General features: G+C 34.6%; 19 protein-coding genes. All 19 read left to right on the top strand.

Annotated elements, in window-relative coordinates; translation table 11 throughout:
• The 19 genes from purQ to pcrA all read left to right on the top strand — a co-directional run bounded on the left by purQ (position 1) and on the right by pcrA (position 22017).
• On the top strand, positions 1 to 675 hold the full coding sequence (gene purQ / locus THEBR_RS08715; protein ID WP_003866809.1) for a phosphoribosylformylglycinamidine synthase subunit PurQ: 675 nt from the start codon (positions 1 to 3) through the stop codon (positions 673 to 675).
• Positions 676 to 677: 2 nt separating this feature from the next.
• A complete protein-coding gene (purL, locus tag THEBR_RS08710; RefSeq protein WP_012269567.1) occupies positions 678 to 2879 on the top strand; it encodes a phosphoribosylformylglycinamidine synthase subunit PurL in 2202 nt (733 codons plus the stop codon).
• A complete protein-coding gene (gene purF / locus THEBR_RS08705; RefSeq protein WP_012269566.1) occupies positions 2858 to 4255 on the top strand; it encodes an amidophosphoribosyltransferase in 1398 nt (465 codons plus the stop codon). Before purL ends, purF begins: the two co-directional genes overlap by 22 nt.
• A 17-nt stretch (positions 4256 to 4272) precedes the next feature.
• Positions 4273 to 5283, top strand: coding sequence for a phosphoribosylformylglycinamidine cyclo-ligase (gene purM / locus THEBR_RS08700; protein WP_003866806.1), 1011 nt, complete (start codon positions 4273 to 4275; stop codon positions 5281 to 5283).
• Positions 5280 to 5894 (top strand): phosphoribosylglycinamide formyltransferase, encoded by a 615-nt coding sequence (gene purN / locus THEBR_RS08695; protein ID WP_003866805.1) that lies wholly within the window; start codon positions 5280 to 5282, stop codon positions 5892 to 5894. The genes purM and purN overlap by 4 nt, the downstream gene beginning before the upstream one ends.
• A 35-nt stretch (positions 5895 to 5929) precedes the next feature.
• Positions 5930 to 7456, top strand: coding sequence for a bifunctional phosphoribosylaminoimidazolecarboxamide formyltransferase/IMP cyclohydrolase (gene purH / locus THEBR_RS08690; RefSeq protein WP_003866804.1), 1527 nt, complete (start codon positions 5930 to 5932; stop codon positions 7454 to 7456).
• Between the two features lie 12 nt (positions 7457 to 7468).
• A complete protein-coding gene (purD, locus tag THEBR_RS08685) occupies positions 7469 to 8728 on the top strand; it encodes a phosphoribosylamine--glycine ligase (protein ID WP_012269565.1) in 1260 nt (419 codons plus the stop codon).
• A gap of 125 nt (positions 8729 to 8853) precedes the next feature.
• On the top strand, positions 8854 to 9018 hold the full coding sequence (locus THEBR_RS08680; RefSeq protein ID WP_244261784.1) for a class I SAM-dependent methyltransferase: 165 nt from the start codon (positions 8854 to 8856) through the stop codon (positions 9016 to 9018).
• A gap of 39 nt (positions 9019 to 9057) precedes the next feature.
• On the top strand, positions 9058 to 9852 hold the full coding sequence (gene murI / locus THEBR_RS08675; RefSeq protein ID WP_004402425.1) for a glutamate racemase: 795 nt from the start codon (positions 9058 to 9060) through the stop codon (positions 9850 to 9852).
• A 20-nt stretch (positions 9853 to 9872) separates the two neighbouring features.
• A complete protein-coding gene (locus THEBR_RS08670; RefSeq protein ID WP_012269563.1) occupies positions 9873 to 11045 on the top strand; it encodes a M20 metallopeptidase family protein in 1173 nt (390 codons plus the stop codon).
• A gap of 400 nt (positions 11046 to 11445) precedes the next feature.
• The gene (spoVB, locus tag THEBR_RS08665; protein ID WP_003866799.1) at positions 11446 to 13002 is read left to right on the top strand and encodes a stage V sporulation protein B; all 1557 of its coding nucleotides are present in this window, start codon (positions 11446 to 11448) and stop codon (positions 13000 to 13002) included.
• Between the two features lie 72 nt (positions 13003 to 13074).
• On the top strand, positions 13075 to 14475 hold the full coding sequence (hydG, locus tag THEBR_RS08660; protein ID WP_003866798.1) for a [FeFe] hydrogenase H-cluster radical SAM maturase HydG: 1401 nt from the start codon (positions 13075 to 13077) through the stop codon (positions 14473 to 14475).
• Between the two features lie 407 nt (positions 14476 to 14882).
• A complete protein-coding gene (locus THEBR_RS08655) occupies positions 14883 to 16961 on the top strand; it encodes a BglG family transcription antiterminator (RefSeq protein ID WP_013570833.1) in 2079 nt (692 codons plus the stop codon).
• A gap of 13 nt (positions 16962 to 16974) precedes the next feature.
• Positions 16975 to 17220, top strand: coding sequence for a hypothetical protein (locus tag THEBR_RS08650; RefSeq protein WP_003866796.1), 246 nt, complete (start codon positions 16975 to 16977; stop codon positions 17218 to 17220).
• Between the two features lie 22 nt (positions 17221 to 17242).
• Complete coding sequence (locus tag THEBR_RS08645) at positions 17243 to 17569, top strand: PTS sugar transporter subunit IIB (protein WP_003870491.1); 327 nt, start codon at positions 17243 to 17245, stop codon at positions 17567 to 17569.
• A gap of 12 nt (positions 17570 to 17581) precedes the next feature.
• Complete coding sequence (locus THEBR_RS08640) at positions 17582 to 18898, top strand: PTS sugar transporter subunit IIC (RefSeq protein WP_012269560.1); 1317 nt, start codon at positions 17582 to 17584, stop codon at positions 18896 to 18898.
• Positions 18899 to 18919: 21 nt separating this feature from the next.
• On the top strand, positions 18920 to 19237 hold the full coding sequence (locus THEBR_RS08635; protein WP_003870489.1) for a PTS sugar transporter subunit IIA: 318 nt from the start codon (positions 18920 to 18922) through the stop codon (positions 19235 to 19237).
• A 304-nt stretch (positions 19238 to 19541) separates the two neighbouring features.
• Positions 19542 to 19844, top strand: a complete 303-nt coding sequence (locus tag THEBR_RS08630; protein WP_003868774.1) for a YerC/YecD family TrpR-related protein — start codon at positions 19542 to 19544, stop codon at positions 19842 to 19844.
• 37 nt (positions 19845 to 19881) lie between these two features.
• Positions 19882 to 22017 carry a DNA helicase PcrA gene (pcrA, locus tag THEBR_RS08625; protein ID WP_012269559.1) on the top strand — a complete coding sequence of 712 codons (2136 nt, stop codon included), beginning with the start codon at positions 19882 to 19884 and terminating at the stop codon, positions 22015 to 22017.
• Positions 22018 to 22033 lie beyond the last annotated feature (16 nt).

Here is a 22033-nt window from a genome sequence, read left to right as displayed (position 1 = left end):
ATGAAATTTGCTGTTATAGTTTTTCCAGGGTCCAATTGCGATGTGGACTGCTATTATGCTGTTAAAGATGGGCTTGGGGAAGAAGTAGAATATGTATGGCATCAAGAAAAAAATTTGAGTAAGTACGATGTTATAATGTTACCAGGAGGATTTTCTTATGGTGATTATTTGAGGGCAGGAGCTATTGCTAGGTTTTCGCCTGTCATGGAGGCTGTCAGGGAAGAAGCAGAAAAAGGAAAATTTATTATAGGCATATGCAACGGATTTCAGATACTTACAGAAGCAGGGCTTTTGCCGGGTGCTTTGAGAAAAAATGAAGGTCTGAAATTTATTTGCAATACTGTCAGTATAATAGTTGAAAATGACAAAACTCCTTTTACTACAAGGCTTAAAAAAGGGCAGGAGATTTTACTTCCAATTGCTCATGGAGAAGGCAATTATTATGTAGATGACAAAACTTTAAAAGAACTAAAAGAAAACAATCAAATTGTTTTTAGGTACAAAGAAAATATCAACGGCTCTGTTGAGAGAATAGCCGGAGTTATAAATAAAAAAGGAAATGTTTTAGGAATGATGCCTCATCCAGAGAGAGCTTATGCCCCCTTGCTGGGTAATACTGACGGGCTTTATATCTTAGGGTCAATAATGGATAATTTTGTAAAAGGCGGGGTTTAAGGATGGATAAAATATGGAGAGAATTAGGACTTACTGATGAGGAGTATGAGAAGATTATTTCGATATTAGGAAGAGAGCCTAATATAACTGAAATAGGTATGTATAGTGTTATGTGGTCTGAACATTGTGCCTATAAAAATTCTAAACCTCTTTTAAAATATCTACCTACAAAAGGTGAAAGAGTAATACAAGGACCGGGAGAAAATGCAGGAGTATTGGATATTGGAGATAATTTGGCAGTTGTGATGAAGATAGAAAGCCATAACCACCCTTCTGCGATTGAACCCTATCAAGGAGCAGCCACAGGTGTCGGGGGAATAATAAGAGATATATTCACAATGGGGGCAAGGCCAATTGCTCTTTTAGATTCTTTGAGATTTGGAATTCCTGATGATAAAAGGACTAAATATCTCATCGAAAACGTAGTAGCCGGTATAGCGGATTATGGAAATTGCATAGGAATTCCTACAGTAGGTGGGGATACCTATTTTGAAGAAAGTTACAAAGGAAATCCTTTAGTAAATGCGATGTGTGTAGGAATAGTAGAAAAAGACAAGATAAAAAAAGGGATAGCAAAAGGTATAGGTAACCCTGTTATGATAGTAGGTGCTACTACGGGGAGAGACGGTATTGGAGGTGCAAGTTTTGCTTCTCAGGAATTAAGCGAGGAATCAGAAGAAAAAAGACCTTCTGTTCAGGTTGGCGACCCTTTTATGGAAAAACTGCTTTTGGAAGCATGTTTAGAACTTTTTGAAACAGATGCCGTAGTTGCTATACAAGATATGGGAGCGGCAGGTCTTACCTCTTCTTCTTGCGAGATGGCTTCCCGCGGTGGAGTTGGGATGGAGCTTGACCTTGATAAAGTGCCTTTGAGAGAAAAGGGAATGACACCTTATGAAATAATGCTTTCTGAATCTCAAGAGAGGATGTTGGTTGTTGTAGAGAAAGGTAAGGAAGAAGATGTACAAAAGGTATTTAAAAAATGGGGACTGAATGCCGCCACAATAGGGAAAATCACTGATGATGGAATGATAAGAGTGATTAAAGAGGGAAAAATAGTTGCGGAAGTTCCAGCTAAGTCTTTAGCAGAGGATGCTCCACAATATATTAGAGAAGAAGAAGTGCCTAAATGGCAAGAAGATGTCAATAAGTTGAATATAAATGAAGTAAAACCTCCGGAGGATATGAATAAAGCTCTAAAAGATGTAATTTCTTCTTTAAATATTGCGAGTAAAGAATGGATATACAGTCAATATGATTATATGGTGAGGACAGACACAGCAATAACTCCAGGAATGGATGCAGCTGTTGTGAGGATAAAAGGTACAAAAAAAGCTATTGCATTGACAACGGATTGCAATGGTAGATATTGTTATTTAGATCCCTATATAGGTTCTCAAATTGCTGTAGCAGAGGCAGCTCGAAATCTTTGCATGGTTGGTGCTAAGCCTATAGGGGTTACGGATTGTTTGAATTTTGGCAATCCGGAAAAGAAAGAAATATATTGGCAGTTAAAAAATTCTATATTTGGAATAGCTAAAGCCTGTGAAACACTTCAAATCCCTGTGGTAAGCGGAAATGTCAGTCTTTACAATGAAAATGAGGAAGGAGCCATTTATCCTACTCCTGTAATAGGAATGGCAGGCCTTATAGAGGATGTATCAAAAATTTGTACAATGGACTTTAAAAAAGAAAGAGATGTAATTATAATTTTAGGTGAGAATAAAGGAGAGATTGGAGGAAGTGAGTATCTTAAAGTTTGCTTTGGAATGGTAAAAGGGCAACCACCTCAAATAGACTTGGAAGAGGAAAAAAGATTGCAAGAATTGGTGTTAAAACTTATTGATAAAGGTTTAATTAATTCTTCTCATGACATATCAGAGGGCGGTTTTGCGGCTGCTTTGGTTGAAAGTGCAATTTCAGGCAAAAAAGGTGCAAAAATTTCGCTACAAACTTCTCTTAGAGAGGATATAGAGTTGTTCTCTGAATCTCCACCAAGAGCATTAATTACTGTAAGTCCTGAAAAAGTAGAGGAAGTATTAAAAATAGCTTATGAATACCAAGTTCCAGCTCAAAAGGTAGGAGTTGTAGAAGGCAAAAAGATTGCAATTGAGGTAAATGGTAAAAAAATAATAGACCTTCCTTTAGAAGTCTTAGAGGAAAGCTGGAGAGGGAGAATAAAATGGGAAATGGAGAGAAATTAAAAGAGGAATGTGGTGTTTTTGGTGCCTTTAGTTTGTCCACTTCAGTTACTTCTTATATCTATTATGGCTTACAAGCCTTGCAGCACAGAGGGCAGGAAAGTTCAGGTATAGCTATTTATGATGGCGAAAAAATAAATTGTATTAAGGGGTTGGGACTTGTCAGCGAGGTCTTTAATAAGGAAAATTTAAAGACATTAGAGGGAAAAATGGGGATAGGCCATGTAAGGTATTCTACTACAGGCAGCAATGACATTATAAATGCTCAACCCCTCGTTGCTAATTTTAAAAATGAATATATGGCTCTTGCCCATAATGGCAATTTGATAAACGCAGAAGAGCTAAGAGGCCAATTGGAGGAGGACGGCAGAATATTTCAAACTACAACTGATAGTGAAATAATTCTTCATTTAATTGCAAAGAATTTCCAAAAGGGCTTAATAGAAGCCCTTTTGGAAACAATAAAACAAATAAAAGGTTCATACGCTTTGGTGATTTTAACAGACAATAAATTAATAGGGATAAGAGATGTAAACAGTATAAGGCCTCTTTGTATAGGTAAAAAAGATGACACTTATTTCTTATCTTCTGAGTCTTGTGCCTTTGACGTAATAGGAGCAGAGTTGATACGAGATGTAGAAGCAGGAGAAATAGTTATAATTGATGGAAAAGGAATAGATTCTGTTAAGTTAGAAGTAGAAGAAAAAAAGAAGCCTTGTGTTTTTGAATACATCTATTTTGCTAGACCTGACAGTGTCATAGATGGAAAAAGTGTTTATTTTACACGATTGGAGATGGGGAAAAGATTAGCTGAAGAAGCACCTGTAGATGCAGACTTGGTAGTACCAGTTCCAGATTCAGGCATTGCCGCTGCAAGAGGTTACTCTCTCAAAACAGGTATACCAATGGGTGAAGGACTTATAAAAAATAAATACATTGGAAGGACTTTTATTGCTCCCGACCAAAGGGATAGAGAGACAGGTGTGAGGATAAAGCTAAATGTCTTAAAAGAATTGGTTCAAGGCAAGAGGATAGTTTTAATAGATGATTCAATTGTTAGAGGTACTACTATGAAGAGATTGGTGAGTTTATTAAAAAGTGGGGGAGCAAAAGAGGTTCATGTGAGGATAAGTTCACCTCCTGTTAAATATTCCTGCTACTTTGGAATTGATACTCCGACAAAAAAAGAATTGATAGCGACGAGGATGTCAGTTGAAGAGATATGCAAATTAATAGGAGCTGACAGCCTACAGTTTTTAAGTATTGAAGGGCTTATAAAAAGTGTAGGACTTAAATCTATTTGCACAGGTTGCTTTGATGGCAACTATCCTATGTATGTTCTAAAAGAAGGAAGCAAGTATCTTTTTGAGAAAAAATAAAAAGTAGGTGTATGATTATGAATTATAAGGATGCTGGGGTAAATATAGATGAAGGCAATAAACTGGTGGAAATGATAAAACCTATTGCAAAAAAGACTTTGACAGACAATGTTTTGGAAGGCATTGGGGGATTTGCAGCTCTTTTTGAGATAAAAAATTACAAAAACCCTGTAATCGTGTCAAGCACTGATGGAGTTGGGACAAAACTTAAAATAGCCTTTATGATGGACAAACACGATACTGTAGGAATAGACCTTGTAGCTATGTGTGTAAATGACATTATTGTAACTGGTGCTAAGCCTTTGTTTTTTCTTGACTATTTTGCTACTGGAAAGTTAAAAAGTGAAGTGGCAGTAGAAGTAATCAAAGGAATAGCAGAGGGTTGTAAAATAGCCGGTTGTGCTTTGATAGGAGGAGAAACAGCAGAACTTCCAGGTTTTTATAAAGAAGGAGAGTACGATTTAGCAGGCTTTTGTGTAGGAATTGTAGAAAAAGAAGAGCTGATTGATACAAAATCAATAAAAGAAGGAGATGCCATAATTGGGCTTGCCTCTTCTGGAATTCACAGCAATGGCTATTCTTTAGTGAGGAAAGTCTTTTTTGAGAAAAACAATTTTTCAGTAAAAGACTTTATACCAGAGCTTGGCATGAATTTAGGAGATGCACTCCTTACCCCTACAAAAATATATGTCAAGTCAATAGAGGCTTTAAAAGAGTTAAAAATTAAAGGAATGGCTCATATTACCGGAGGAGGTTTTATTGACAATATTCCAAGAATACTAAGAAAAAGTATAGCTGCAAAAATAAATAAAGGAAGTTGGAAAATTCCAACCATTTTTAACTTGATTCAAAGATTGGGAGATATTGAAGAAAGAGAAATGTATCGCACTTTTAATATGGGGATTGGCATGGTAGTTATAGTAGACCCTTCTGATGTAGATAAGGCTTTAGAAAAATTAAATGGCATAGGTGAAAAAGCTTATGTAATAGGGGAGATAGTAGAAAGCGAAGGCGGTGTAATTTTATGAACCTTGTGGTGATGGCATCAGGTAACGGGACTGATTTGCAGTCAATAATTGATGCCATTGAAGAAGGATATATAAATGCCAGGATAATTGCCGTCATTAGCGATAAAAAAGGAGCTTATGCTCTTGAAAGGGCAAAAAAACACGGAATTGCTACTTACTGCCTTCCCAAAAAAGAATTGAAAGAAAATTTCCAAAGAGAGTTATTAAAACTTCTTGAAAAATTGAATCCGGATGGAATAATTCTTGCAGGTTTTTTGACAATTCTCAGTGGAGAAATTGTAGAAAGATTTGAAAACAAGATAATAAATATACATCCCTCACTTATCCCTGCCTTTTGTGGCAAAGGATTTTATGGAATGAAGGTACATCAGGCGGTCTATGAATACGGAGTAAAATACACCGGCTGTACTGTTCACTTTGTGGACAGTGGTGCTGATACCGGACCTATTATTCTTCAAGAAGTTGTGAAAATTGATGAAGAGGATACGCCAGAGGCCATTGCAAAAAAAGTACTGGAAGTAGAACACAAAGTTTTACCTTATGCAGTTAAGCTTTTTACAGAGGGGAAGTTAAAAGTCGAAGGTAGAAAAGTGAAAATATTAAAGTTTTAAAAGGGATTATAAAACTGTAAAAAGGAGGCAATTCTATGGCCAAAAAAGCGTTAATAAGTGTTTCAAAAAAAGAAGGCATAGTTGAATTTGCTAAAAAGCTTAATGAATTAGGATATGAAATAATATCAACAGGTGGGACTTATAATCTTCTTAAAGAAAATAGAGTAAATGTAGTAAAGGTATCAGACATAACAGGTTTCCCTGAAATTATGGACGGGAGAGTAAAGACGCTTCACCCTAAAATTCATGGAGGGCTTCTTGCAATAAGAGACAATGAAGAGCACATTAAAGCTCTTAAAGAACATGGCATTGAACCAATAGATATAGTTGTCATAAATTTATATCCTTTTAAAGAAACAATCCTCAAAGAAAATGTGACTTTAGAAGAAGCGATAGAAAATATAGACATTGGCGGTCCTTCAATGATAAGGGCTGCAGCTAAAAACTACAAATATGTAACTATTCTTGTAGATCCAAAGGATTATGATACAGTCATTGAAGAAATAAAACAATATGGCAATACAAAAGAAGAGACGAGATTTTATCTGGCAGCAAAAGCTTTTGGCCATACAGCCCTTTACGATTCTTTGATATACAATTATTTGATACAAAAAAATAACATAGAGTTTCCCGAAGTTATGGCCTTTGCCTATGAAAAAGCTCAAGACATGAGATATGGTGAAAATCCTCATCAAAAGGCGGCTTTTTACAAAAATCCCATAAAAGCCTATGGCATTGCAGAATGTGAGCAGCTGCACGGTAAAGAGCTCTCTTTTAACAATATAAACGATGCAAATGCCGCAATAGAACTTTTAAGAGAGTTTAAAGAGCCTGCAGCAGTTGCCGTAAAGCACACAAATCCTTGTGGAGTAGCTATTGCAGATAATATATACAATGCTTACTTAAAAGCTTATGAGAGTGACCCTGTTTCTATTTTTGGGGGAATTGTAGCATTAAATAGAACTGTAGATGTTAAAACAGCTGAAGAACTTATAAAAATATTCTTAGAAATAGTAATTGCTCCAGACTTTGAAGAAGAGGCCTTTGAGATTTTAAAGAAAAAGAAAAACTTAAGGATATTGAGGTTAAAAGAAGGATATGAAAAAGAATATGATTTAAAGAAAGTAGAAGGCGGACTTTTAGTACAAGAAAAAGATGAAATAGATTTAGATGAGAATAATTTGAAAGTAGTTACTAAAAAAGCACCTACGCAAAAAGAGATGGAAGATTTAAGGTTTGCCTGGAAGGTAGTAAAGCACGTAAAATCTAATGCGATTGTTTTAGCAAAAGATGGAGCTACAGTAGGTATTGGCGTTGGACAAGTCAACAGAATATGGCCAACAGAGCAAGCAATCAAACAAGCAGGTAGCAAAGCAAAAGGAAGTGTCCTTGCATCAGATGCCTTTTTCCCATTTCCAGATGTTGTGGAGGTAGCTTCAAAGGCTGGTATAACTGCCATAATCCAACCAGGCGGCTCACAAAACGATGCTTTATCAATTGAAGCTGCAGATAAAGGCGGCGTATCAATGATATTCACAGGCATAAGGCATTTTAAACATTGAGGAGGAATTTGTATGAAGGTTTTAGTCATAGGGGGAGGGGGAAGAGAACATGCAATTGTTCACAAACTTTCACAAAGTCCTAAAGTGGATAAAATCTACTGTGCTCCTGGTAATGCTGGCATAGGGCTTTTAGCAGAATGTGTTGACATAAAAATTGGAGATATTGAAAAGCTTAAAGAATTTGCCATAAAAAATAACATTGATTTAACAGTTGTAGGACCTGAGATGCCATTGGTACAAGGTATTGTGGATGAATTTGAAAAAGCAGGGCTTAAAATCTTTGGGCCTAATAAAAATGCTGCGGCTATTGAGGGAAGCAAATATTTTACTAAACATCTTCTTTCTAAATACAATATTCCTACTGGAAGGTTTAAAGCCTTTGACAAGTATCAGGAGGCTATGAAGTTTTTAAAAGAGACATGGTATCCTGTTGTGATGAAAGCAGATGGACTGGCACAAGGTAAAGGAGTGTTTATTGTAAAAGACTTTATAGAGGCAAAAGAAGCTCTTGATTTAATGATGAAAAAAAGGATTTTTGGTGCATCAGGAGATATCGTAATAATAGAAGAGATGCTTTTTGGAAAAGAAGCGTCAGTATTCGCATTTACAGATGGAGAAAATATTTTACCTATGGTTTCTGCTATGGATTACAAAAAGGTCTATGAAGGAGACAAAGGTCCTAACACTGGAGGTATGGGAAGCATTGCACCAAATCCTTATCTTGAAAAAGAAACTTTAAAAGAAGTGATGGAAAGTATTTTAAAACCAGTGGTAAAGGCACTTCAAAAAGAAGGCATTGTATATAAAGGAGTGTTATACGCAGGTTTAATGCTTACAAAAGAAGGGCCTAAGGTTTTAGAATTTAATGCAAGATTTGGAGACCCTGAAACACAAGTTGTACTGCCCCTTTTAAAAACAGACCTTATTAATATAATAGAAGCTACCATAGAAGGAAAACTTGATAAAATACAAATTGAATGGGAAGACAAAAAGGCTGTATGTGCCGTTGCGGTATCAAACGGTTACCCAGGGGAATATCAGACTGGTTTTGAGATAACAGGGTTAGAAAAAGTAAAAGAAGCATTTGTATATCATGCAGGGACAGTATTAAAAGATGGTAAAATTACCACATCAGGAGGAAGAGTGCTTGCTGTTACCTCAATAGGGGATTCATATGAAGAAGCGAGAGAAAAAGTTTATAGAGAAATTAAAAAAATAAGCTTTAAAGGGATGTACTATAGAAAAGATATTGCTTTGGTAAGCCAGGTGTAAACCTGGCATTTTTAATTAGTGATAAATTATGGTATAATATCTTCTAACATCGGCCTTAATTTTTTAAAATGGGGAGAAATTATACCCAAAGACCATGTAAAAACGGGTGGTTTTTTAATTCTCAAATGGAATATTATAGAAAAGTATTAGCTATTTTGAAAGAGCATGTTGATTTAGGAAAGTACATAAAATTTTTAGATGTAGGATGTGGTACAGGTGCATTGTGTTATGTATTAAATTTTAATATTATTCCACATAAAAACTATGATATAATAGATACCATGGTGTGAATAATTAATTGGCTTAAATTTTTATTAGGGTGTGGTGAAATGGACTCAAGACCAATAGGTGTTTTTGACTCTGGAGTAGGAGGACTTACAGTACTAAAAAGACTTGTTGAGGTTTTACCAGGAGAAGACTATATTTACTTTGGTGATACAAAAAGAGTTCCCTATGGCGATAGAAGTGAAGAAGAGATAAAAAAATTTGCAAAACAGATTTTAAATTTTATGAGAGAGCAAAAAGTAAAAGCTGTAGTAATAGCTTGTAATACTACTTGTGCAGTTATAAATAAAAGCGAATATGATGTGGTTCTTTTTGATGTTTTAAAAGCAGGGGCAGAGAGCGCTGCCCTATACACTATAAATAAAAAAATAGGTGTTATTGCAACCACAAGAACTGTTGAAAGCAAAAGCTATGAAAAGAATATAAAAATTATTGATAAAAATATTGAAGTTTACCAAAAGGCATGTCCGGAGTTTGTCCCACTTATTGAAAAAGGGCTATACAATTCGCCAATAGCCTATGAAACTGCTAGCAAGTGTTTAAAAGAATTGAAAGAAAAAGATATAGATACTCTTGTTTTAGGTTGTACCCATTATCCTTTAATGGCTTCAGTTATAGAAGAGATAATGGGAGAAAATGTAAAAATAGTAGACCCTGCAATTAAATTAGCCTATGATGTGAAAGATTATTTATTAAAGAAAGATTTATTAAATCCTCAAATCAGGGGTAAGGCAGAATTTTTTGTAAGTGGAGATAAAGATAATTTTATCAAAACGGCAGAAATGCTATTAGGCGAGAAAATTGAGAATGTTTTGCATGTAGACATAGAAAAATATTAAAAAAACAGGTGGGATTTAGGATGGATATTCTCAAAGAGGCTGAAAAAGTAGAAAAAGAAGTAATAGAATTAAGGCGAAAAATACACATGTACCCTGAATTAGGTTTTGAAGAAACAAAAACTTCTGAAATTGTTTATGATTATTTAAAAAATTTAGGGATTGAAGTAAAGAGAATTGCTAAAACTGGCGTTGTGGGGACCCTTAAAGGCAATGGAAGCAAGACGATAGCTATAAGAGCAGATATGGACGCTCTTCCAATTCAAGAAGAAAATGATGTAGAATATGCATCGCAGATTCCAGGAAGAATGCATGCTTGTGGGCATGATGTTCATACAGCTATACTTCTTGGTACTGCTAAACTTTTGGCAAATATGAGAGATAAGTTAAAGGGAAATGTTAAGTTTATATTTCAACCAGCGGAAGAAACAACGGGGGGAGCTCTTCCGTTGATTGAAGAAGGGGTTTTAGAAAATCCTAAAGTTGATGCTATAATAGGACTACATGTAGACCCAGAACTTCAAGTTGGGCAAATAGGGATAACCTATGGAAAAGCCTATGCTTCATCAGATATGTTTGACATAATTGTAAAAGGCAAAAGTAGTCACGGGGCTGAGCCTCACAAATCGGTGGATGCCATAGTGATTGCTGCTAATATTGTAAATATACTCCAAACAGTTGTTAGTAGAAAAGCTAACCCACTAAGTCCTATAGTGCTAACTATTGGTATTATTGAAGGAGGATACGCACGAAATATAATAGCGAACAAAGTGAGGATGTCTGGAATTATAAGAATGATGGAAGAAGAAAAAAGAGACGAGATAGTTGAGATGGTGGAGAAGATTTGCGATAATACAGCAAAAGCTATGGGAGGAGAAGTAGAATTTAAAAGAACAAGAGGGTATCCTTGCCTTGTAAATCACAAAGGTATGACAGACCTCATAAAAGAAACTGCTTTTCCTTTGCTAGGGGAAAGTAATGTGATAGAAGTTGCCCCAACAATGGGAGTAGAAGATTTTGCTTATTTTTTACAAAAAGTCCCTGGTAGCTTTTATAAATTAGGATGTGGCAATAAAGAAAAAGGAATAAATAAACCTATACATAACAACCAATTTAATATCGATGAGGACTGTATTAAAATTGGCCTTGCTGTACACGTCTCTACAGTTTTAAAATATTTAAACTCAAATGGTTAAAAAATTTTTTGAAGGATTAAAAAATATTTGGAAAAAATGGCGGGGATTTATTTATAAATATTCTTTTAAAACTTACGAAAAAGGTTTACTGCAGTTTTATTTATTTGCAGTGATTAATAATTTTACAAAACTGCAGGAAAAATTTCATGTAAAAAAATATTTAAATCAAATCTTGACATTTTTCATCAAATGATGCATAATATTTGTCGGAAGAGAGGTAATGTGAGTTTATCACCTCTGCCAATAGGTGAGAGGAAGCCTTAGGAATGTGTAAATCTTAACCCCCTCAATTTTATGTACTTAAAAATTTCTCCCCCTAATCCCCCTTTACTGCCGGCATACTGCCGGTTTTTTTCATATATAAAAAGCACTGCGAATAAACTATTGTGAGGTGTTGTTTATGCACAATAGGTCTTTTATTCGCGGTGCTTTTATATTAACTATTGCCAATATTATAGACAGAGGCATTGGATTTATCTTTAGAATAATTTTATCAAATATGTTAGGCCCGGAAGGTACGGGTATTTATCAATTAGTTCTTCCTATATATTTTGTTTCAATAACTTTTTTAACCTCTGGTACGATGGCTGTCACTTCTCGCTTTATTTCAGAAGAAAGAGCAAAAGGAAACAAAAAAAATATGTTTAAAATTTTAAAAATTACTTTTTTGATAGTATTGATAATTGCTTTTACTATTTCTTCGTTGCTATTTTTTAATACTAAGTACGTAGCTGAAAAGTTACTTCACGAACCAAGAGCACTTTTATCAATTCTCATTTTTGCACCGGTGCTTATCATTGTTGCTTCTTCATCAGTGTTTAAGGGATTTTTTCAAGGAGTTATAAATATGATACCTGCTTCAGTTTCAGAAATTGTTGAACAAATAGTACGGGTATCAACAACTTTATATTTAATACAGCTTTTTACAGGAGCTAAACTTGAATATTTAGTAGCGATAGCTATATTTGGCATATCTGTAGGTGAAATTGTCAGTTTTCTTATGTACATACTTTTTTACAAAAGGGAAGTAAAAATTATAAACAAAGAAATGCCTTATGATGGAAAGGAATGGGATACTTTTTCTATAGTAAAAACGATAGTGGTTACTTCCATACCTATAACTTTTTCAAAATTAATTGTAAATGTGTTGGATTTAGCGGAATCTTTAATAATTCCTTCAAGACTTGTTGTCTCAGGTCTCACTCACAGTGAAGCGATGTCTGAATTTGGCAAAATGTTAGGTATGGCAGTGCCTCTTGCATACATGCCAGCAGTTATAACTTCAAGTCTTTCCACTACTGTACTTCCTGCAGTTTCTGAAGCAGCTGCTCTAAAAAAGTGGGATACAGTAAGACTTAGGATTAACCAAGCAATTGGCTATACTACTTTAGTAGCTTTTCCTGCTATAATTTTATTTTTAGCTCTTCCTGAGCAAATTTCTCAGCTTTTGTATCCTTCTTCCCCAGGAGTAGGGGCTTTTGTGAGAGTGATTTCCATGGGAAGTATTTTCGCCTTTCTAGAAGCAGTAGTAGCGAGTATTCTCCATGGATTAGGAAAACAAACTGTAGTTTTAAAGAATTCCATAATATGGCTAGGAGTCTGTATTATAGGTATGTATTACTTAACCGCTATGCCACAACTTAGACTTTTTGGATATATATACAGCTTTATATTTGCCGATGCTCTTATTTTAATGCTAAATATGTTTGAGCTCATAAAAATGACAGGATTAAGAATAGACTATTTAAATTGGTTTATAAAACCGATAACAGCATCAACAATTATGGGAATAATTGTTATAATTATCCACAGTAAATTGTTGACAATTAATGTTAATATGTGGATAAATATTTTTTTATCAATTTTTACGGGAATTCTTGCCTATTTACTGCTTTGCTCTGCGCTGAAACTACCTTATATTGAGGATTTAAGAAAAATAATTTTGTTGAAAAATTAACAATAATAGTATATAATAAAAATAAAACTAAGCCCAAGGGGATTTTCCTGAGGGTAAGGGAGGAGATAAAATATGATAAAAGAAAAAGCAGATTTTATTGATGATGAAAAGATAAGACAGGATTTAGAAAAGGCTAAAAAAGCGACAATTAAATATGCATTAGAAATTATAGAGAAAGCTAAAAAGCTAAAAGGCATTACTCCTGAAGAAGCGGCGGTACTTTTAAATGTAGAAGATGAGGATTTGCTTAATGAGATGTTTAAAGTAGCAAGGTATATAAAAGAAGAAATATATGGAAATAGAATTGTGATATTTGCCCCCCTTTATGTAAGTAACTACTGTGTAAACAACTGTAGATATTGTGGTTACAGACATTCTAATGAGCAGGAAAGAAAAAAGCTTACAATGGAAGAAGTGAGAAGAGAAGTTGAGATTTTGGAAGAGATGGGACATAAGAGATTAGCAGTTGAAGCTGGAGAAGACCCTGTAAATTGCCCTATAGATTATATTATCGATGTAATAAAGACGATATACGATACAAAACTTAAAAACGGAAGCATAAGAAGGGTAAATGTCAATATAGCAGCGACTACTGTGGAAAATTACAAAAAACTTAAAGAAGTAGGAATAGGGACTTATATTTTATTCCAAGAAACTTACCATAGACCTACGTATGAATACATGCATCCACAAGGTCCAAAACACGATTACGACTACCATTTGACTGCTATGGATAGGGCTATGGAGGCAGGCATTGACGACGTAGGATTAGGGGTTTTGTATGGGCTTTATGATTACAAATACGAAACTGTTGCGATGCTTTATCATGCGAACCATTTAGAGGAGAAATTTGGAGTTGGGCCACATACTATTTCAGTACCGCGACTTAGACCAGCTCTTAACACTCCCATAGATAAATTCCCATATATTGTATCAGATAAAGACTTTAAAAAATTAGTAGCCGTCATAAGAATGGCAGTGCCCTATACAGGGATGATTTTGTCTACAAGAGAGAAGCCTAAATTTAGAGAAGAAGTAATAAGCATTGGCATTTCTCAGATTAGTGCAGGTTCTTGTACAGGAGTAGGTGGATATCATGAAGAGATATCCAAAAAAGGTGGTTCAAAGCCACAATTTGAGGTAGAAGACAAAAGAAGTCCTAATGAAATTTTGAGGACTTTGTGTGAACAAGGGTATCTCCCAAGTTATTGTACTGCCTGCTACAGAATGGGACGTACAGGAGACAGGTTTATGACCTTTGCGAAATCAGGGCAAATACACAACTTCTGTCTACCTAATGCGATACTAACCTTCAAAGAGTTTTTGATTGATTACGGGGATGAAAAAACTAAGGAAATTGGAGAAAAAGCTATAGCGGTAAATTTAGAGAAAATTCCATCAATAACTGTAAGGGAAGAGACAAAGAGAAGGCTTACAAGAATAGAAAATGGAGAAAGAGATCTTTTCTTTTAATATGCAAAATGCCAATAAAATAAAACTTATCAACAAACTTTCGTAAAGGAGATATTTTGCATAAGGAGCGACTTGTTACAAAGCGGTAACAAAACTTAGCAAGACCGAGGGTGGAGGCAGGGCCGAAGCCAAGGATGGCGGAGGCGGGCACCTTAAGGCATGGATGCCGATTGTGCCCGGTACCCTGCCGGAACCTGAAGGTCGAGCTTTAGTTTTGTCGCTTTGAAACATCGGAGCGACGATGTAAAATATCTCCTTTGTATATTTTTACAATTAAAAATATGACACAATGCTAATGCCAGATGATTTACATCTTTTCCTTGTTAATTTAGCGATTAGGTGTATAATATAGACGTAAAAAGAGATACTATTATTAAATTAATGTCACAGAAAAGTGATGATGTAAAATGAATAAATTGAGAGGGCGCCAACTGCAAATTTTAAGAAAAATACTGTCCTCTTCAAATACAAGAATGGAAGACATTATGAAAGAATTTGATGTAAGCAAAAGGACAGTATACAGAGAAATTGCTTCTATAAATGAATTTGTTAAAAATTACAATTCAAAAATTGTAAATAAGACTGATGGGTTGGTTATAGAAGGCAATGTTGCTGATATTGAGAAGCTAAAGCTGGATATAGTAGGATATCGTTCAGAGTTTGAAACAGAAGAGAGAAGAAAAATGATATTGTCAGAGCTTTTGCAGCTAAATGAGCCTGTTAAATTAGAGTATTTCAGCAAAAAATTTGGCGTCACCACTTCTACAATAAGTTATGACCTTAAAGAATTAGAAAAGTGGATTGAAAAACAAGGATTAACTTTAATAACAAAGCCGGGTTATGGCGTTTATATATCGGGAAGCGAAAACTCTTTTAGAAAAGCTATAGCTAACTTTTTGTATGAGAATTTTGATACTGCAGATTTGATTGATTTCTTAAAAACAGGATATCTCGCAAAAAACAATATTGAAAAAAACATAGATTTGAGGCTTTTAAACTTAATTGACTACGATACTGTCTTGAAAATAGAAAAGGCAATTTTAAAATTAAAATCGCAAATTGACTATGAAATTGTAGAGAGTTCTTATTTAGGCCTTGTCGTTCACCTTGCCTTAGCTATAAAAAGGCTTCAAAATGGTGAAACTATTGAAATGGGTGAAGACAATTTACAGGAACTTAAAAAAACTAATGAATACAAATTTGCTAAAAAGTTAGCTAAATATTTACAAGAAGAATTGGATATACCTATACCTGAAGATGAGATTGGCTATGTGACAATACACCTTATAGGTGCAAAGTACAGGTCAACTACTCAAAATTACAAAGACAAAGACATAGAGATTATTGCCCGGGACATGATAAAAGAAGCAGAAAAAATTTTTGATGTCAGTTTTTCAGAAGATGAGTTTTTGGAAGATGGCTTAAAGAGTCATTTAGTTCCGGCGGTGTACAGATTGGAGATGGGACTTGATATAAGAAACCCTTTGTTGGAGGATATAAAAACAAAATATCCTTTGCTTTTTGAAAAAAGTAATAGAGTTTGCGATGTTTTGCGAAAAAAATTAAACATGGATATTCCAGAAGATGAAGTTGGATATATTGCTATGCATTTTGGTGCAGCTTTAGAGAGGAAAAAAGAGGCCGCCAAAAAGTACAACATAATGGTGGTATGTGCTAGTGGTATTGGAACCTCCAGAATGCTGATGTCAAAACTTCAGATGTTTCCACAAATAAACATAGTGGATGTTACCTCCAGCATAAAACTAAAAGATTTAAAAGGAAGAGATGATATAGACTTAATTGTTTCTACAATACCTCTTGACATAAAAGATAAAAAAGTCGTTGTAGTAAATCCTTTGCTTTTGAAGGAAGATGTAGAAAAGCTAAAGAAGGCCTTAAATACAGACTTTATTATGGAGTACGGAATAAAAAAAGAGGAGGAAGAAAATTACGAAAAAGAGGCCTTTCATATAGCTAATTATGGAAAGAGAATTTTAGAATTATGCGATTCTATAACCTATATGACTGTAAAAGGTGAAAAGTCTACTCAAATAATAGAATATATTCTTAAGAATTTGATAGATAAAAATTTAATAAGTGAAAATCAAAAGGAGCAAATAAAAGAAAGACTTTTAAAAAGAGAAAGCTTAGGTAAAATAGTATTACCAAACAAAGGATTTGTCATATATCATTGCACAATTGAAAATATAGATTTTCCATTAGTAGTTGTAGGAAAAGTTATAGAGGAAGTAAAAATGAAAAATCTTGTAGGAGATTATGAAAAGATAAGGACAGCTTTTTTAATGGTAGCACCAGAAGGTGATAGAGAAGGAATTGAAGTTTTAGGAGATTTAAGCATGTCTTTAATTGAAAGAGAAGATTTGGTGAATACTCTTAACGAAGCACAGTCCCAAAAGGAGGTCAAAGAAAAAATAAAAGAAGTGTTATTGAAAAAATTTTATGAAGAAATAAAAAGGATAATTTAGGAGAGGATCAAAAATGTTTAGCATATCGAGAGTTCAAAGAAAAATATTTTATTTGCTTTTGGGGGTAGTATGGTTTTCTACAGGATTTTATGCCATGTTTCATGATAGCTTCCTTAATGGCTTAAAAATAATGGCTTTTGGAAGTGCCTTTATGTTAGTAGTGTTTGCAATACAGACTTATGTCATAAAAATGATACAACTTTATGATAGCAACCTACAAAAACAACATAAAAAGCTTAAAAAGAAAAAAATGAAATAATCTTTGAAAGGAGGTGTTAAAAATGGCAATAAGAGGAGTAATACTCTGCAGCTGGGGAGCAACTTCCAGTGCTCTTGCTAAAAAGGTAACAGATGAAGCTAAAAAGCAAGGATTGGATGTTGTGGTAGATGCTGGCGGTACAGGAGAGTTTAAAAAGAAGGCAGAGGAATACGATGTAGCATTATTAGAACCACAAGTAAGACATCTCAAAAAAGAAATTGAATCAATCGCTTCTAAATACAATATCCCTGTTGATATAGTCGACATGCAGGCCTTTGCTATGATGGATGGCAAAAAAATATTAAATCAAATAATTGAGCTTGCTAAAAAAAGTGGAAAAGAAGTTTAAGGAGGGAATAAAATGAACGATAGGCTTTCAAACAATTGGTTTATGAAGTGGATGGAAGAATCTTTAATGCCAGTTCTTGCTCGTATAGCGCAAAATGTGTATTTGCAGTCAATTAGAGACGCATTTTCAAGCTTTGCTTTGCCTGTGATTTTGACTGGTGCCCTTTTCTTAATTATAGCAAATCCACCAGAGGGAATTAATTGGGCACCTATACATGCATGGGCAAGAGCAGTAAAACCTATTGCAGCTCAAATCATGATACCTTTCCAACTTACTTTTGGGATAATGGCTATGATGGTAGCCTTTGGTACAGCTTATAGCCTTGCTACACGATGGGACCTCGACGAGACGATGACAGGAATTATTTCAATGTTGGCATTTTTTATAACAAGCTTTCCTGCAACAGATGTGACAAAAGTTACTTTTGGAGATGTACTAAATTACCTCGGTGGTCAAGGCTTGTTTGTAGCAATAATAATAGGCATAATTACGGCAATAGTTGTGAGATTCTTTAACAAAAGTGGTTTGGTAATAAAAATGCCTGAAGGTGTGCCACCTTATGTGGTAAGAAGCTTCTTAGCATTAGTTCCTATGTTTGTAATGATAGTGTCAGCGTGGATTGTAGAATGGATTGTATGGGCAAATTTCCATATAACATTGCCGCAATTGGTGCTTGACTTATTTAAGCCCCTTGTTGCTGCATCAAATAGTTATCCTGCAGCTTTAGCTGAAATAATACTCATGATGCTTTTGTGGTCATTAGGAATTCACGGTATGAATGTTGTTTCTTCAATTGCTTATCCTTTCTGGATGACACAATTGGCTGCAAATGCAGAGGCTGCAGCAAAGGGATTGCCTTTACCAGGTATTGTAACTGAACCTTTCTTCCATGTGTTTACCCACTTAGGCGGTTCAGGTACTACATGGCCTTTGACAATAATGTTTTTACTTTCTGCTTCTGCACAACTTAGAACAATTGGAAGAGCTGAGCTTATACCTGCAATATTTAATATAAACGAACCATTGATTTTTGGTGCTCCTATTGTGTTAAATCCAATACTCATTATTCCGTTTATATTAGCTCCAGCAGCTGTTGTAACAATAAATTACTTTGCTTTTGCTGTAAATTTAGTACCCAAACCTTTAATACAATTGCCTTTTACAGTTCCAGTTTTTATAAGCGGATTTTTATCTTCCGGTGGCCATTGGCAAGGAGCTTTGTTACAGCTGGTAAATTTAATTGTAACAGCGATTATATACTATCCCTTCTTTAAAATGTATGAAGCTCAACTTTTAAAGAACGAAAAAGAAGTAAAAGACCAAGAATAATTTGTGATGGGAGTGAAACTAATGGACTTAGAACAAATAATATACAACTTAGTATTGCATGGAGGAAATGCAAGAGCGGAAGCTTATGAAGCATTGGATGCAGCCGAAAGAGGAGATTTTGAAGAAGCTGAGAAACATCTTGAAAAAGCAGATGAAGAGTTTTATGAAGGGCATAAATACCAAAATATGCTTACACAAGGAGAGCAAAGTGAAGCTCCTAATTTTCTAGTAATTCACGCTCAAGACCAGCTTATGACAGCTCTTGCTGAAAAAAACTTAATAAAAAGAATGATTGAACTCTATAAAAGAGTCAATCAATTAGAAAAAAGACAAAAATAAGCAGCTACTTACTACCCGGAAATCCGGGTAGTATTTTTTATAATTATACCATCATTTTTCATTTTTGTCATCTACTCTTGCTATTCTAAACAATCCTTTTACTTTGCCTTCTTAAGGGGTGGCAAAGCAAAGCCATGAAATTCACTATCTGATATTGGAAATACAGCCCTTTTGTCTACAATATCACTTACATCTTAATTTTGTATACGTTATAAAAAATCACTTTAAAGTATTGAAATTTGTCTGTGTATTAAGTACAATATATTTGTAAACAATTAAATTATTTTTGAAAGAGGGATTGGTTATGTACGAATCCAAAATTAAGGATGAACTGGTAGACCAGTTATTTGAGGCTATTCTAAAACTTAAAAACATAGAGGAATGTTACAGGTTTTTTGAAGATATTGCTACAATAAATGAAATAAAGGCATTAGCACAAAGATTGGAAGTTGCAAAAATGCTTCGCCAAAAGAAGACTTACATAGAAATTGCAGAAAAGACAGGAGCAAGTACTGCTACCATAAGCAGAGTAAATAGGGCATTGAATTATGGAGCAAATGGATATAAAATTATATTAGATAGATTAGAAACAGAATCCCGGGATTAAAACCGGGCTTTTTTAAGACTAAATTGGAGTGAAAAAAATGAACAACATATTAGGTAACCTCAACGACAAACAAAGAGAAGCAGTTATGACTACAGAAGGACCTCTTTTGATATTAGCGGGAGCTGGAAGCGGCAAGACTCGCGTTCTAACTCATAGAATTGCTTATCTTATAAAAGAAAAAAAAGTATCCCCTTCTAACATACTGGCTATCACTTTTACAAATAAAGCGGCAGAAGAAATGAAAACAAGAGTAGAAGATTTATTAGGTTATATAGGTGACCTGTGGGTATCTACTTTTCATTCTGCCTGTGTGAGAATTTTAAGGCGAGATATTGACAAAATAGGCTATGACAGAAATTTCGTCATATTTGATACTACTGACCAAAAGGCTTTAATACAGGAATGCCTTAAAGAGCTAAATTTAAGTGAAAAACAGTATCCTGTGAAAACTGTCTTAAATGCTATTTCTTCTGCAAAGGATAAAATGGTAACTCCAGAAGAGTATATTTATGTTTTTGGAAATGAGTATAGAAGCAAGAAAATAAGTGAAATATACAAGCTATATCAAAAAAAGTTAAAGAAAAACAATGCCCTCGATTTTGATGACATAATTATAAAAACTATTGAACTTTTTAAGGAAAGCCCCGAAGTTTTAGACTTTTACCAGAGGAAATTTAAATACATAATGGTGGACGAATATCAAGACACAAATACGCCTCAATACCATTTTGTGAACATGTTAGCCCAGAAATACAGAAACTTATGTGTAGTTGGTGATGATGACCAAAGCATATATGGTTGGAGAGGTGCAGATGTAAAAAACATATTAAACTTTGAGAAGGATTATCCTGACGCTAAAGTTATAAAATTAGAGCAAAACTATCGTTCTACCAAAACAATATTGGAAGCAGCCAATTATGTCATAGATAATAATATAAGAAGGAAGAAAAAGACTTTATGGACAAATAATGAACAAGGAGAAAAGATAATTCTCTGCGAATTAGACAATGAGAGGGAAGAAGCGGAATTTGTAATACAGGAAATAATCAGCTTAAAAGAAAGAGAAAATAGAAGCTTTAGGGATTTTGCTATTTTATACAGGACAAATGCCCAGTCCCGTGCTTTTGAGGAAGCCTTAATGAGGGTGCGAATTCCTTACAAAGTGGTCGGAGCTTTAAGGTTTTACGACAGAAAAGAAATAAAAGACATTATTGCCTATTTGAGAATACTTGTAAATCCTTATGATGACATATCTTTTAAAAGGATAATAAACGTTCCTAAAAGAGGTATTGGAGCTGCAACCATTGAGGCATTAGAGGCTACAGCTTTGGAGAAAGACACCAGTCTTTTTTTTGCAATAGATGATGCAAAAGTAAGCCAAAGGGCTAAAAATAGCCTTTTAGAATTTAAGGAATTTATTTTAGAATTAATTGATAAAAAAGATACAATGACTGTCAGTGAAGTAATAAATTACATTTTAGAAGAGACTGGATATGTAGAGGAGTTAGAAAAAGAAGAATCAGAACAAGCAGAAGGAAGGATAGAAAACCTAAAAGAGTTTTTAAATGCGGCTTATGAATTTGAAGAGTCTTCAGAGGACAAATCTTTAGAAGCATTTTTGGCCGGGATAACATTGGTATCTGATATTGACTTGGCTGGAGAGATTGGAGAAAGCGTTGTTCTCATGACGTTGCATTCGGCGAAGGGATTAGAGTTTCCTGTTGTCTTTATGGTAGGCATGGAAGAAGGGGTATTTCCTTCTTTTAAGTCATTTACAGATGAATATGAATTAGAAGAGGAAAGACGGCTCTGTTATGTTGGCATTACGAGGTCTAAAGAAAAACTCTATATGACCTATGCGAGGAGGAGAAATTTATACGGCAAATCTCAGTACAGCTCCTATTCCCGTTTTATAAGCGAAATACCTGAGAGGTTTTTAGTAAGATACCATGAGTTATCAAAGCCAAGGGAAGAGTATAGGTCTGTATCTAGCTATGTAGAAAGGAAAACTTATGAAAAGGCTCAATATAATTTAGGAGATAAAGTAGAGCATAAAATATGGGGGATAGGTACTGTAGTAAAAGTAGAAGGAGAAGAGATTACAGTTGCCTTTCCAAATGTGGGCATAAAAAAGTTAGACTTAAAGTTTGCTCCTATTAAAGCTATTTCTTAATTTATGGAGGTTGGAT

Origin of the sequence: Thermoanaerobacter brockii subsp. finnii Ako-1 (assembly GCF_000175295.2) — a bacterium.
GTDB classification, from domain to species: domain Bacteria; phylum Bacillota; class Thermoanaerobacteria; order Thermoanaerobacterales; family Thermoanaerobacteraceae; genus Thermoanaerobacter; species Thermoanaerobacter pseudethanolicus.
Note: the sequence above shows the minus strand (reverse complement) of the source record. Positions and strands in the feature narration are given on the sequence as shown.

Coding starts and splice junctions, on each gene's coding strand:
- purQ (WP_003866809.1), top strand. CDS start 1: ATGAAATTTGCTGTTATAGTTTTTCCAGGGTCCAATTGCGATGTGGAC.
- purL (WP_012269567.1), top strand. CDS start 678: ATGGATAAAATATGGAGAGAATTAGGACTTACTGATGAGGAGTATGAG.
- purF (WP_012269566.1), top strand. CDS start 2,858: ATGGGAAATGGAGAGAAATTAAAAGAGGAATGTGGTGTTTTTGGTGCC.
- purM (WP_003866806.1), top strand. CDS start 4,273: ATGAATTATAAGGATGCTGGGGTAAATATAGATGAAGGCAATAAACTG.
- purN (WP_003866805.1), top strand. CDS start 5,280: ATGAACCTTGTGGTGATGGCATCAGGTAACGGGACTGATTTGCAGTCA.
- purH (WP_003866804.1), top strand. CDS start 5,930: ATGGCCAAAAAAGCGTTAATAAGTGTTTCAAAAAAAGAAGGCATAGTT.
- purD (WP_012269565.1), top strand. CDS start 7,469: ATGAAGGTTTTAGTCATAGGGGGAGGGGGAAGAGAACATGCAATTGTT.
- THEBR_RS08680 (WP_244261784.1), top strand. CDS start 8,854: ATGGAATATTATAGAAAAGTATTAGCTATTTTGAAAGAGCATGTTGAT.
- murI (WP_004402425.1), top strand. CDS start 9,058: ATGGACTCAAGACCAATAGGTGTTTTTGACTCTGGAGTAGGAGGACTT.
- THEBR_RS08670 (WP_012269563.1), top strand. CDS start 9,873: ATGGATATTCTCAAAGAGGCTGAAAAAGTAGAAAAAGAAGTAATAGAA.
- spoVB (WP_003866799.1), top strand. CDS start 11,446: ATGCACAATAGGTCTTTTATTCGCGGTGCTTTTATATTAACTATTGCC.
- hydG (WP_003866798.1), top strand. CDS start 13,075: ATGATAAAAGAAAAAGCAGATTTTATTGATGATGAAAAGATAAGACAG.
- THEBR_RS08655 (WP_013570833.1), top strand. CDS start 14,883: ATGAATAAATTGAGAGGGCGCCAACTGCAAATTTTAAGAAAAATACTG.
- THEBR_RS08650 (WP_003866796.1), top strand. CDS start 16,975: ATGTTTAGCATATCGAGAGTTCAAAGAAAAATATTTTATTTGCTTTTG.
- THEBR_RS08645 (WP_003870491.1), top strand. CDS start 17,243: ATGGCAATAAGAGGAGTAATACTCTGCAGCTGGGGAGCAACTTCCAGT.
- THEBR_RS08640 (WP_012269560.1), top strand. CDS start 17,582: ATGAACGATAGGCTTTCAAACAATTGGTTTATGAAGTGGATGGAAGAA.
- THEBR_RS08635 (WP_003870489.1), top strand. CDS start 18,920: ATGGACTTAGAACAAATAATATACAACTTAGTATTGCATGGAGGAAAT.
- THEBR_RS08630 (WP_003868774.1), top strand. CDS start 19,542: ATGTACGAATCCAAAATTAAGGATGAACTGGTAGACCAGTTATTTGAG.
- pcrA (WP_012269559.1), top strand. CDS start 19,882: ATGAACAACATATTAGGTAACCTCAACGACAAACAAAGAGAAGCAGTT.